This is a genomic window from Brevibacterium renqingii, from assembly GCF_017808095.1.
GTDB classification, from domain to species: domain Bacteria; phylum Actinomycetota; class Actinomycetes; order Actinomycetales; family Brevibacteriaceae; genus Brevibacterium; species Brevibacterium renqingii.
Map to the genome: position 1 here is coordinate 238,644 of NZ_JADBHG010000002.1, position 12,708 is coordinate 251,351.

Here is a 12,708-nt window from a genome sequence, read left to right on the forward strand (position 1 = left end):
GGGCGGGATACTCTGTCGAAATGAGGTCTCGGTCCGTGGTTCTTCCCGCCACCGCCTCCCTCCTGCCGGTCCCCCGGATCGATGCGGCACGGGTCGGCGGCGCTGAGCATTCCCCGATCGCCCGCGACCCCGCCGAAGCCCGCCGGGCCCCCGCCGAAGTCCGCCACGCTCCCGCCGAAGCCCGCCTGGCTCCCGCCGGGGTCGGCGCTATCCCCGCCGAGGTGGTCCATGTTTTCGCCGCGGGGCTCTACCTCGCAGTCGGCAACAGCGAAGGTCCCCGAGGTACCGGCCGGCGCCTGCTGCCCATCATGGGGCCTGACGCCCTGGTGCTGCCCTTCGGGGTCAGTGTCCCGCAGCTCGACAGCACGCACCTCGCAACACTGCGGGCCGGAACCATTGCACGGGTGATCCCCGCCGTCTCACCGATGCGACTCGGCTCTCATCCGCCGATCTTCGAGCACCATGTTCCCTCACCTCGGTGGATTGGGTTCCCTGACTTTGCGCTCCACATCGTCCGCACGCACCGGCCGCTTCGTGTGAAGACACAACCGTGGAAGGGCATCGACCCAACAACGCTCGCCGCCCTGGCCGGCCATCTGCGACCCGGGCTGTCGGATCTGGGCTCCCGTGCCGGTGACCTCGCCTCCGCCCTCCTCGACGAGGACGTCGCCGCCACCGAGGCTGGGGTGCAAGCTCTCATCGGCGCCGGACCCGGCAGCACCCCCAGCGGTGACGACGCTCTGTCCGGCATCGCCCTCGCGCTCCGATCCACAGGCAGGAACCCTCCGCTCGATCTGCTTTCGCGCACAGTCGAACCTATTGACCTCGCCCAAGCGACTCCTGCACTGTCGGCAGCGCTCATCCGGGCGGCCGTAGCCGGTCACTGCGTGCCCGAGGTCGCCGCGGCGATCGAAGCCGCCCACACGCTGCTCACCACGCACAGGAGAGAACCACCGCCTCGGTCAGCCGCCTTCGCAACCCCGGCAGCGGGTTTCCCCGCCGTGCTCTCTCCGCTCGACCGGATCGGACACAGTTCCGGGCACGACCTGTTCACGGGGTTCCTCGCCGCCCTCACAGCTCTCACCTGCAGCCGCCCAATGCGGCCGGGAGTGAGCCGTTCGCTGTCACCACCCCGGCCTCCAACCGCGGCGACGATCTGCATCCGCGGCGGCGACGGCCCGCGGACTCCGACCCAGCACTCATCGAAAGGGACTCATCCATGCCACGCTCACTGACCGTCCGCCACGGCGTCTACGTCGACTCGGTCGCCCTCATGCAGGTCTCGACCGAGGTCAAGACCACTCCCGGGGTCGACGACGCCCTCATCGGGATGGCCTCGGAGCTCAACCTCGACCTCATCCGTGGAGCCGGTTTCGACATCGCCGAAGAGGTCACTCCGAACGACCTCATCATCGCCATCCGCGCGCAGTCGGAGGCGGCCCTGTCAGACGGCATCGACGCCGTCGACGTCGCCTTCGACAGGCTCACCGCCGCCGCCCGCGAGTCCACTGGCCCGGGCGGCTCCGTGCAGCCGGCGCTCACCGTCGAATCCGCGCTCGCCGGGTCCGACGCCGGGCTCACTCTCGTCTCGGTGCCCGGCGAGAGCGCCGGAGTCGAAACTCTCGCGGCCCTCGATTCCGGGTCCTCGGTGCTTCTCTTCAGCGACAATGTCGATGTCTCGACCGAGGTCGAACTCAAAACTCGTGCCGCCGAGCGCGACCTCATCGTCATGGGCCCAGACTGCGGCACCGCGATCATCTCAGGGGTCGGACTGGGATTCGCCAATGAGGTGCGCCGCGGGACCTTCGGCATCATCGCGGCCTCGGGCACGGGCGCCCAACAAGTCTCGGTCCTCCTCGATGCCGCCGGGGCCGGGGTCAGCCATCTCATCGGCACGGGCGGACGCGATCTCTCCCACGAGGTCGGCGGCCTCAGTGCACGACAGGCCATGCGGGCACTCGCCGTCGACGACGAGACCGAGCACATCATCGTGGTCTCGAAACCCGCCGACGCCGAGGTGGTCGCCGAGATCGAGGACCTCGCCGCCGAACTCGAAGTGCGTGTGAGCTGGGCGATCCTCGGCCCTGATTCCCCGAGTCTCACGGCTGGGGTCGAAACCGCCCTCAGCACAGCCGACTTCACTGTGCCCGAATGGCCGCACTGGGGAGTCTCCGAGCCGGCCGGGGCGCTGACCGGTTCGCTCATCGGCCTGTTCTGCGGTGGGACCATGGCCGATGAGGCGATGCTCATCGCGCGGTCCGCGCTCGGCCCGATCTCTTCGAACATCCCCCTGGCCGGAGCTGAACTGGTGAGCGGAACGGCCGTCAGCGCCGACGCGCACACCGTGATCGACTTCGGTGCCGACGAGATGACCCGAGGCCGGGCCCACCCGATGATCGACCCCTCGCTGCGTCTGCAGGCGATCCGGGATCTCGGCCCTTGGGCCGGTGTGCTGCTGCTCGACCTCGTGCTCGGCCACGGCGCCCACGAGGACCCCGCCGATGATCTGGCCGCAGCGATCACCGAGGCCAAGTCGGCGGCCGCCGAAGAAGGCCGAGTCCTGCCCGTCGTGGTCAGCCTCATCGGCACGAGTGCCGATCCGCAGGGCTTCTCTGCCGCCGTCCGCGCGCTCGTCGCCGCCGGCGCCGAGGTGTTCCTCTCGAACGCTGAGGCGAGCGCCCGTGCACTCGCCCACCTCGGCTACGAGGCACAGGTGAGTACGGTCGCCGAATCCTCGATGCCACCGTCGCGCGCCTGCCCGAATTCCTCCGGCGCACAGGCAGCGACCGACTCAGCCGACACCCAGAGCCTCTCGGGCCTGCTCGAAACCGCACCCTCCGTGGTCTCCGTGGGCCTGAGCCTCTTCGCCGAGGAGCTGCGTGCCCAGGCTGTGCCTGTGACGGAGGTTCCGTGGAAGCCCGCCCTCGGCGATCCGGCTGCGCTCTATCAGGTGATGGCCGACCCCCGTCGCCGGGAGGCGAACGCCCAGGCGGTTGAGCGCATGCTTGCCGCGGGGGCCGAAGTCGTGGGGCTTCGACCGGCCCGCGAGTGCCTCGGATTGCGCGAGGACGAGTTCCTTCACTCCGGCCCTCCGCTCGAGTGGGACCGAGCCTCTGGCCCGATGCGCGGGGCTCTGGCCGGCGCCGTCGTCTTCGAAGGACTCGCCGAGACGTTGGAGGCAGCGGAGGCCGGTCTCGCCGATGGCCGTTTCTCCTTCGCCCCCTGCCATTCCCGTGACGCGGTCGGGCCGATGGCCGGCGTGGTCAGCCCCTCGATGTGGATGTTCGAGCTCGTCGACCCGGTCCACGGCAATCGCGCCTACTGCTCTCTCAACGAGGGCCTCGGCAAGGTGCTGCGCTACGGCGCGAACAACGAGGAAGTGCTCACTCGCCTGAACTGGATGCGCGATGTGCTCGGCCCCGTGCTCGCCGCGGCCGTGGCCGCCACCGGGCCGCTGGACACGAAGAATTACGTCACGCAGATGCTCCAGTCCGGGGATGAGGGGCACAACCGCAATCGGACGGCGACCCTGCTCTTCCTCCGTGACATCATGCCGAAGCTCTTCACCCTCGACTTCCCCGCTGACTACCTCGCCGAGGTCGCGCGCTTCCTCGGGGCCAACGACTACTTCGCGCTCAACCTCGTCATGCCCACGTGCAAGCTCGCCATGGCGGCAGCGAAGGGGGTGCCCGGCTCAACTCTCGTCGTCACCATGGCCCGCAACGGCACGGACTTCGGCATTCAGCTCGCCGGCACCGGTGAGCAGTGGTACTCGGGCCCGGCGCAGATCGCCGACGGTCTCTACCTAGGCTCCTACGGCGTCGAGGACGCCAATCCCGACATCGGCGACTCCGCGATCACGGAGACCGCGGGCATCGGCGGCCTCGCGATGGCCGCAGCCCCCGCGGTCGTGCGTCTCGTCGGCGGGGATGTCGCCTTCGCGGTCGACACCACCCGACGGATGTATGAGATCACCCTCGGCGAGCATCCGCAGCATCAGATCCCCGTCCTCGAGTTCCGCGGGGTGCCGAGCGGAATCGACCTCGCGAAGGTGGTCCGTACGCACGTGCTGCCGCAGATCAACACCGGTATGGCCGGGAAGGTGGCCGGAGTCGGCCAGGTGGGCGCGGGACTCGTCACGCCGCCGGCCGAATGCTTCACCTCGGCGATCGAGGGCCTGAGCGCACATCGGCGCTGATGCCCTGCGCCCACCGGGGCAGACCGCGGTCAGCGGTGGATCGCTCCGGTGGTCGCGCTCAGGGGCGCCCCGGTGCCCTGCGACCTCTCGGCGAGCACTTCGGCGAGGATCGAGAGCGCGGTCGCCTCGGGAGAGCGTGCGCCCAAGTCGAGACCGATGGGACCGTGGATCCGCGCGATCTCCTCCTCGCTCGCCCCGGACTCGAGAAGAGCCTCGGTGCGTTGGGTGTGCGTGCGCCGGCTCCCCAGGGCACCGACATACCCGGCCGCAGACCGGACTGCCTCGAGGAGGACCGGGACGTCGAACTTGAGGTCGTGGGTGAGCACGGCGACCACGGTCGAGGCATCGATGCGTCCAGCTGCGGCCTCGGCGGCGAAGTAGCGGTGGGGCCAGCGGACGACGACCTCGTGGGCCGCGGGGAAGCGCTCTGCGGTGGTGAACACCTGCCGGGCGTCGCAGACCGTGACTCGGTAACCGAGGAACCGGCCGAGCTCGGCCAGGGCCGCGGCATAGTCGATGGCACCGAAGATGAGCAGGCGCGGCGGAGGCGTCGAGGTGGTGACGAAGACGCGAGTGCCCGAGCCGAGGCGACGTCCCGTCTCATCGTATTCGAGGATCCCGGTGGCGCCGTCGGCGATCATCGCTCGGGCGTCGGTGGAGATGTGTTCGGTGAGACGCTCATGAGCGAAGTCACCGTGCGCTCTCCCTTCCGTGTCGAGGGCGAGAATGCGGCTCGGTCCATCAAGTTCTGCGCCATCCTCCTCGGTGGCTCCCGGCAGCTCGAGAGCCAGTGCTGCCGCAAGGGATCCGGAGACCGCCTCGAGGTAGATCCGCAGTCGGGAGACAGCGGCGGGCTCGAGGACGGGGGTGACGAGGACGTCGATCTGTCCTCCACAGGCCAGCCCTACTGCGAACGCCTCCGCATCGCTCGTTCCGTAATGGGCCGAGGCCGCACGACCGGTGCTGAGGACCTCGAGTGCGAGTTCGTGCACGGCGGATTCGACGCACCCGCCCGAGAGGCTGCCGATGACCTGTCCGTCCGCGGCGACGGCCATCATCGCGCCCGCCGGTCGCGGCGCCGATGACCAGGTCTTCGTCACCACGGCGAGTGCGAAGTCCCGACCTCCGTCCAGCCAGGCGAGGATCGCGTGGGCCTCGTTCATGCGTGCGCCCCCTGATCGGTCGCTGTCGGCACCATGGTCGCTGTCGGCACGGCGCTCGCTGTCGCGTCCACGGCGGTCACAGGCCCACGGGCAGCTCGCGGAGTCGCGAACGCGCCTCCGTCGCCGGTGCCATGCGCCGATCCCGGTGCAGCGATGAGGTCGGCGACGTTCTGCCACTGGGCGACGGTGGTCGCCGGAAGCACGGCCTCGGTATGTGCCGCCGCGACGGCCAGGCCTCGAGTGCGCGCTTCGAATCCTGCGCGTCCGGCGCGGGGATTGATCCAGAGGAACCGATGACTGAGTCGGGCCAGCCGCGCGCAGGCGGTGTCGAGCTCCGCACAGTCCCCGTGTTCCCAACCGTCGCTGATGACGACGAGGATGCTGCCGCGGACCAGGTCCTTCATCCGCCCGCTGAGGAGTTCGGTCAGAGAATCGCCGAGGCGCGTCCCGGCTCCCGCGTCGAGGACATCACTCAGCGCCGAGGCGACACCGTTGCCTCCTCGCCCGTGCCCGGCCGCAGCTCGTGTGCGTCCGTCGACTCTGGTCAGGCGGGTCCCCGCCGTGAAGCAGCGGGCACCGAGCACTGCGGAACCGCGGGCGAGGAAGCGCAGTGCGGGCTCCCGCCATACGGTCATCGAGGCGGACACATCGGCGACGAGGGTGACGGGACGCCGGCGATGGAGGCTGCGCCTGCGCGGGATCGCGGAGATCTCCTCGGAGCGGATGAGCCTGCGCAGGATCCGTGGGGCGTCGATGATGCCGGTGTGTCCCGGGCGAGTCCGATGTGCAGGCCCGCACGGTGGTCGGAAGACGAGGCCGTCGATGAGGGCGGCGGCTTCACTGCCGTGTTCGAACCCGAGGTCGACATGACGCAGATGTTCGGTCCGGCCCGCTTCGGTGATCTCGCTCGCCTCCCCGCCTGCGCCCTCGGTGCTCATCTCGGGCCGGGGGTATTCGACGTCGATGCCCGGCTCCTCGGCATCCTGTCTGCCTGCCAGTCCGAAGACGGCGTCGAAGATCGCATCGTGGAGGCGAAGATGTTCGGGTCGGGTGCAGGTCAGCGCACGGGACGCGGCTCGGACCTGCTGCGGATCGAGCGGGTCGAGGCAGGCCGCGGCCGTGATGAGCGACCGCACCGCGTCCGGTTCTGCGGGCAGTCCCGCGGCCCGCAGCCGGATGCCAAGGGTCAGGAAGGTGTCCGTCAGGGTCCTCACGTTCCATCGCCTCCGGATGGGCTTAGAACCGTGCGGGCGGCGGCGAGGTCGTCGGCGTCCTTGAGAACGGCGGAAATCGTCGCCGCGATCGCTGGGTCGTCGAGTTCGCCGAGGCCGAGGGCGTGCAGGGCGCGCAGCCAGTCGATAGCCTCGGCGGTGCCGGGAGGTTTGAGCAGATCGGCGCTGCGGAGTCGGTTGGCCGCAGCGATGACGGCCCGGCGCAGGGACGCGTCGGCCTCGGGGACGTGCAGGGAGAGGATCCGTGATTCCGCCTCGACGCCGGGCTGGTCGAACCACTGGTAGAGGCAGCGTCTGCGCAGGGCGTCGTGGAGGTCGCGGGTGCGGTTCGAGGTGAGGATGACCAGCGGCGGGGTCTGCGTCGAGATCGTGCCGAGTTCGGGCACGGTGACCGACCAGTCGGCGAGCGCCTCGAGCAGCAGGGCGTCGAATTCGTCGCCGGCGCGATCGATCTCGTCGATGAGCAGCACCGGTCGCGGTTCGTCGGGCCCGAGTCCCCGCGAGTCCTCGATCGCGCGCAGGATCGGACGGGCGAGCAGGAAGGCCCGGTCGTGGAGCTCATCGTCGAGGCGGAGCGCGTCGATACGCTCCCCCGCCGAGCCGGACGCCGCCTCGATCGTGCGCACGTGGAGGATCTGCTTCGCGAAGTCCCAGTCGTAGAGCGCTTGGCTGGCCTCTAGCCCGTCGTGGCACTGCAGCCGGATGAAGGGGCCGCCGGAGGCGCGGGCGAGCGCGCGGGCCAGACTCGTCTTGCCCACGCCCGGGGAACCCTCGCACAGCAGGGGTTTGCCGAGGCGGTGGGCGAGCACACAGGTGGTCGCGAGTTCGGGTGCGACGATGTGCCCCACGCGCTCCAGCTCCTGTGCCAGGGCACGGGGATCGTCGAAGATCGTCATGGCTGCGTCGCCTCCTCCCGAGTCGAGTCTACTGATCGTCTCTGCTCTCTCGAACGTCCGCTGCCACCCGGTCATTCGAGTGCGTCTGACCGTGCGAACTCACGGCGGTGCCGACTCTCCCGGTCACCGCCGCGGCGAGCTGCGAGAGCTCGGCGATGACGGCTCGTGATCCGCCGTTGTCGACGAAGTCGAGCAGCGCGTCGACCTTCGGTCCCATCGAACCGGAAGCGAAGGTGCCGGTGGCACGCAGGGCTTTGAGCTCGGCTGCGGTGACGGCACCGACATCGCTCGCGTCCGGAGTGCCGAAGCCGGCGACCGCGCAGGGCACATCGGTGGCGATGATGAGCAGATCCGCGCCCACCGAGGCGGCGAGCTTCGCGGCACTGAGGTCCTTGTCGATGACCGCGGAGACCCCGGCACAGCCCCCGTCCCCGGGCACGACGGGAATACCGCCCCCGCCGGCGGCGACGACGATCCAGCCGGAGTCCGCGAGGAAGGAGATCATCGGGGTCTCGAGGATCTCGACGGGGCCCGGAGAGGCCACAACGCGACGCCACCCCTTGTCGCCGAAGTCCTTCCAGGTCTGACCGTGAGCGGTCATCTCCGTGGCGAAGTCCGCATCCTGATAGGACCCGATCGGCTTGACCGGGTCGACGAACGCTGGGTCGTCGGGGTCGACGACGGTGCGGGTGACCACGGCGGCGACCTTGTTCTCCAGCCCGCGGGCTGCGAGTTCGCGTTCGAGGGCGCTGACGATCGTGAAGCCGATGGTGCCCTGGGTCTGCGCTCCGCACCAGTCGAGGCTCACGGGCGGCAGCTCGTGAGCGGAGAGTTCGTTCTTGCGCAGGATGTTGCCGACCTGCGGCCCGTTGCCGTGGGTGATGACGAGTTCGTGTCCGGCCGCGACGAGATCGGCCAGATGCACGGCCGCGGCGGCGATTGCGCGTTGCTGGGCCGACGGAGACGGATCTCCGTCGGGCCCGGTCATCGCATTGCCGCCGAGAGCGACGAGGACTCTCACAGCCAGTCGACCGCCGCAGCTGAGGCTCCGTCGACGGAGAGCTGGGCATAGCCTGGTCCACGGTCGAAGAAGGGCTCGTTCGCATCCCGGGCAGCCCGCATCTGCTCGCGCAGCGCGGTCGTGGCCGCCTCGTCGGCCTCGGCACCGTCGACTCCGGCGGCATCGGCGCCGACGGATGCGCTCGGATCGGCAGTGACGACGACTCCGTAGGACTCACGAGCGCCGGCGATGCTCACCTTGCCCCAGCTAACGTCGCGGACCACCTCGGCGATCGGACGGTCGAGGGGGTCGCCCCAGCCTCCACCGCCCGTGGTGCGGATCCGCACGACCTCACCGGCGCTGATGACCTCGGCATCGGCGAGCGCATCGATCTCACGTTCGTTCGGGCCCCCCGGATCGATGGTCACTTCGAACGGCTTGCCCGCCTTTCCGCCCTTGACGCCCCAGCACGCGAGGATCGAACGGTCGGCGATCGACATGAAGTGTCCGTCGCGCAGCATCCGGATGTGCTTCTCGTAGCCGAGACCGCCGCGGTAACGACCGGCACCGCCTGAGTCGACGGCCAGACCGAGGCGTTCGACGCGGAACGGGAACCGGGACTCAGTGAATTCGGTGGGCAGGTTCCGGGAATCGGGGACGACGTGGATCGTGTCCTCGCCGTCGGAGTAGTAGCGTCCGCCGGAGCCTCCGCCGAGGACCTCGCGCATGAGGTAGTCCTTGCCGTCGCGGTCCTTGCCATAGACCCCGGTGTAGCGGATCGTCTCCTGGTCCGCGGGCATGCGGCCGTCCACGGCCTTCGCGACTACGCCGGCGAGGACGCCGAGGAGTCGGAGGATGACGAACGTGCGTGCGTTCGTCGGTCCGGGGAACTCGGGGGTGAGCAGGGTGCCCTTCTCCGGGAAGCGCATCTCGATGAGCGGCACGATGCCCTCGTTGACGTCGAGTTCGCCCATCCGCTCGGGAGTGTCGGCGAGGTTGCGCAGGATCGGGGCGAGCCACTTCTTAAGGAAGTTTCCGCCCACATAGTCACCGCAGTGGTTGATCGGTCCCGCGGCCTGGGCGGCGGTGCCCGTGAAGTCGACGATGAGCCGCGGTCCGTCGTCCGGTCCCCCGGTCGGCGTCTTCGTCAGCGTGATGCGCTGGGTGTGGAGCATTGGGTCCGAGACGCCGTCGTGCTCGGCATAGTCCTCCCAGACGTACTGGCCGTCGGGGATCTTCGACAGGATCTCACGGCGGTAGATCTCAGTGGAGTTCTGCAGAATCGCGTCGAAGGCCGTCTCGACGGTCTCGACTCCGTAGCGGGTGAAGAGTTCCGAGAGACGACGAGCGCCCATCAGGCAGGCCGAGCACTCGGCGTCGAGATCGGCCGACAGCGAATCCGGCATCCTGGAGTTGCGCGACATGATCCGCAGTGCGGACCTGTTCGGAACCCCTTCGGACCACAACTTGATCGGCGGGATCATGAGGCCCTCTTCGAAGACGCTCGTCGCCCCTGAGGGCATCGAACCGGGGCACGCCCCGCCGATGTCGTCGTGGTGGCCGAAAGCCTGGACGAAGCACACGACCCGTCCCTCGGCGAAGACGGGAACGGTCACGCACATGTCCGGCAGGTGGCCGATGCCGCCTTCGGATTCGTAGACGTCGTTGTGGAAGAACACATCGCCTTCGCGCATCTCCTCGATGGGGAAGTCCCGGACGACGGGGTGGACGAGTGCGGAGTACGAACGGCCTGTGAGCTTGCGCAGCTGCCGGTCGTGGATGCCGGCGCGGAAGTCGTGGGCATCGCGGATCATCGGGGAGCGTGAGGTGCGCGAGATCGAGGTCTCGACCTCCATCTCCACACTGGCCAGGGTGCCTTCGACGATCTCGACGATGATCGGGTCGACGCTCGACCCTTCCGCGGTGAGGCGATTGCCGTGCTCGTAGGCGGTCGGCAGGCCGGCCGGGTTGATCGGCGAGGCGGCGATGTAGTCGGCGAGCTCCTGGCCGGTCAGGGGTTCGGTGCGCAGCATCGAACCCGAATCGACGGCGCTCGTGTTCGCTGTGGTGGTCACTTGCTGTCCTCCTGACCGGTGGTGCGGGTGATGATGATGTTGGACGCGCGATCGATGCGCGCGCTGAACTCGGGGTGCAGAGGCACCGTCGAACCGAACTCCTCGATGATCGCGGGCCCCGCGATCTCGTCACCGGCCAGCAGCTCCTCGCGCCAGTAGACCGGGGTGTCGACGAAGCCGTCGGCGGCGTCGAAGCAGACGGGACGGTGTCCGGTCTTCGCCCTCTCGTCGAGGGCGGGCGCACCGTCGGCCGAGGCGATGCTGCGAGTCTCCGGTCGCGTGATCGGTCCGATGCCGGACACACGGAGGTTGACCCATTCGACGAACTGGTCGTCGGCGGCGGCGAAGTCGTAGCCGTAGAGCTTGCGGTGCTCGGCGTGGAAGGCTCGGGTTACCTCGTTGGCCCATTCCCTCGTGATCGCGCCCGCCGGTGCCGGGACGCGGACCTCGAAGGCCTGACCGAAGTAGCGCAAGTCGACCGAACGGTCGAACTGGTGCGCCGACGCGGGGAAGCCCTCACCGTCGAGTGCGGCGGCGGCCCGGTCTGTGAGTCCCGTGAAGAGATCGGCCACTTCGGCGATCTCGAGGCGGTCGTCGCGGCTGACGTGGGTCTGCACGTAGTCGTTCTTCACGTCGACGGTGAGCAGACCGTACGCCGAGACGTTGCCCGGGTCGTGCGGGACGACGACGCCGGCGAGGTCGAGGACGTCGACGAGGGCGCAGGCGAGCAGGGAGCCGGAGCCGCCGAAGGTCGCGAGCATGAAGTCGCGGACGTCGAGTCCGCGCTGGACGGAGATCTGGCGCAGGGCATTGGCCTGGTTCCAGGCGGAGATCTCGAGGATGCCGGTCGCCGCCTTCTCCGCGCTCAGTCCGAGGCGTTCGGCAATCCGGACGATGCCGGACTTCGCCGCGCCGACGTCGAGCGGGATCTCCCCACCGAGGAGGTGGGGCGGGATCCTTCCGAGGAAGACGTGGGCGTCGGTGATCGTCGGCTCCGTGCCGCCGTTGCCGTAGCAGATGGGGCCGGGATCGGCTCCCGCGGACTGGGGGCCGACCTTGAGCTGGCCCTCCGGTGTGGTCCAGGCGATGGAGCCGCCGCCGGCGCCGACGGTGACGACGTCGATCATCGGGATCTTCGAGGGGTAAACGCCGACGGTTCCCTCAGTGGTCAGGGCCGGTTCTCCGTCGATGACGACGGTGACGTCGGTCGAGGTGCCGCCGCCGTCGCAGGTGAGCACCTGGTCGAAGCCCGCTTCCCGGGCGATGAGCCCGGCGCCGAGCGCACCGGCGGCTGGCCCCGAGAGCACGGTGGTGATGGGCTGGTGGACGACCTCTTCGGCGGAGAGGACCCCGCCGTTGGACTTCATGATGTAGAAGGGCAGAGCGGAGTCCTCGCCGACGCCGGTGTAGGCGTCGAGGCGTTCGTGGATGTTGTGCACGTACTTCGAGACCTTCGGTTTGACGGCCGCGTCGACGAGGGTGGTCATCGACCGCTCGTACTCGCGGTATTCGCGCAGCACCTCGGAGCTCAGCGAGACCGTCGCCTCGGGGTGGATCTCGGTGAGGATCTCCCGCATCCTCTGCTCGTGGGCTGGGTTGGCGTAGGCGTGGAGGAAGTTCACGCCCAGCGTCATCACGCCCTGATCCTTGAACCACTGGGCGACCTCGCGCGCCTGCTCCTCATCGAAGGGACGGACCTCGCCGCCTTCGAAGTCGAGCCGACCGGACACGGTCTTGACGAGGTCGGCGGGGACGATGCGTTCGGGCTTGACCCAGAAATAGGAGTTGCCGTAGCCGTCGGGCACGGCCTGACGGGCGATCTCGAGGACGAACTCATAGCCTTCGGTGGTGATGAAGCCGAGACGGTCGAGCTTGCCCTCGAGCAGCTGGTTCGTCGCCACGGTCGTGCCGTGGCTGACTGCGCTGATGTGCTCCGCCGAGACCGAGTCGCCGAGCATGGCGAGCACCTTGTCGATGCCGTTGATGAACCCGTCGGCTGGGTTCGACGGCGTCGACGGAGTCTTCGTCGTCGTCAGAGTGCCGGTGGATTCGTCGAATGCGACGATGTCCGTGAATGTTCCGCCGGTGTCGATGCCGATGCGGATCCGTGGAGCGTGGGGCGACATCTTCGTCCTTCCAGGTCG

The 12,708-nt window shown here is 69.0% G+C and carries 8 protein-coding genes; 2 read left to right on the top strand and 6 right to left on the bottom strand.

The features are described from left to right. Nucleotides 1-20: 20 nt before the first annotated feature. Together IIE29_RS06170 and IIE29_RS06175 are read left to right on the top strand one after the other, a co-directional pair. Nucleotides 21-1,235, top strand: coding sequence for an oxamate carbamoyltransferase subunit AllH family protein (locus tag IIE29_RS06170; protein ID WP_209324359.1), 1,215 nt, complete (start codon nucleotides 21-23; stop codon nucleotides 1,233-1,235). Beyond that, a complete protein-coding gene (locus IIE29_RS06175) occupies nucleotides 1,220-4,198 on the top strand; it encodes a bifunctional FdrA/YlbE family protein (protein WP_209324360.1) in 2,979 nt (992 codons plus the stop codon). The genes IIE29_RS06170 and IIE29_RS06175 overlap by 16 nt, the downstream gene beginning before the upstream one ends. Nucleotides 4,199-4,227: 29 nt before the next feature. On the opposite strand, the gene IIE29_RS06180 is transcribed toward IIE29_RS06175, so the two are convergent. The 6 genes from IIE29_RS06180 to IIE29_RS06205 are packed head-to-tail and all read right to left on the bottom strand — an operon-like array spanning nucleotide 4,228 to nucleotide 12,690. After that, entirely contained in the window at nucleotides 4,228-5,361 is a 1,134-nt protein-coding gene (locus IIE29_RS06180; protein ID WP_209324361.1) for an XdhC family protein, read from the bottom strand. Continuing rightward, nucleotides 5,358-6,575, bottom strand: coding sequence for a VWA domain-containing protein (locus tag IIE29_RS06185; protein WP_209324362.1), 1,218 nt, complete (start codon nucleotides 6,573-6,575; stop codon nucleotides 5,358-5,360). The genes IIE29_RS06180 and IIE29_RS06185 overlap by 4 nt, the downstream gene beginning before the upstream one ends. After that, complete coding sequence (locus IIE29_RS06190) at nucleotides 6,572-7,489, bottom strand: AAA family ATPase (RefSeq protein ID WP_209324363.1); 918 nt, start codon at nucleotides 7,487-7,489, stop codon at nucleotides 6,572-6,574. The genes IIE29_RS06185 and IIE29_RS06190 overlap by 4 nt, the downstream gene beginning before the upstream one ends. A 28-nt stretch (nucleotides 7,490-7,517) precedes the next feature. Next, nucleotides 7,518-8,510 (bottom strand): carbamate kinase, encoded by a 993-nt coding sequence (locus tag IIE29_RS06195; RefSeq protein ID WP_209324364.1) that lies wholly within the window; start codon nucleotides 8,508-8,510, stop codon nucleotides 7,518-7,520. Continuing rightward, nucleotides 8,507-10,564 (bottom strand): hydantoinase B/oxoprolinase family protein, encoded by a 2,058-nt coding sequence (locus IIE29_RS06200; protein WP_343071814.1) that lies wholly within the window; start codon nucleotides 10,562-10,564, stop codon nucleotides 8,507-8,509. Before IIE29_RS06200 ends, IIE29_RS06195 begins: the two co-directional genes overlap by 4 nt. Next, nucleotides 10,561-12,690, bottom strand: coding sequence for a hydantoinase/oxoprolinase family protein (locus tag IIE29_RS06205; RefSeq protein ID WP_209324365.1), 2,130 nt, complete (start codon nucleotides 12,688-12,690; stop codon nucleotides 10,561-10,563). Before IIE29_RS06205 ends, IIE29_RS06200 begins: the two co-directional genes overlap by 4 nt. Between the last annotated feature and the right edge of the window lie 18 nt (nucleotides 12,691-12,708).

Bases quoted from the DNA above. Each gene is read 5' to 3' on its own strand.
- IIE29_RS06205 (WP_209324365.1), bottom strand. From the start codon at position 12,690: ATGTCGCCCCACGCTCCACGGATCCGCATCGGCATCGACACCGGCGGA.
- IIE29_RS06180 (WP_209324361.1), bottom strand. From the start codon at position 5,361: ATGAACGAGGCCCACGCGATCCTCGCCTGGCTGGACGGAGGTCGGGAC.
- IIE29_RS06175 (WP_209324360.1), top strand. From the start codon at position 1,220: ATGCCACGCTCACTGACCGTCCGCCACGGCGTCTACGTCGACTCGGTC.
- IIE29_RS06190 (WP_209324363.1), bottom strand. From the start codon at position 7,489: ATGACGATCTTCGACGATCCCCGTGCCCTGGCACAGGAGCTGGAGCGC.
- IIE29_RS06170 (WP_209324359.1), top strand. From the start codon at position 21: ATGAGGTCTCGGTCCGTGGTTCTTCCCGCCACCGCCTCCCTCCTGCCG.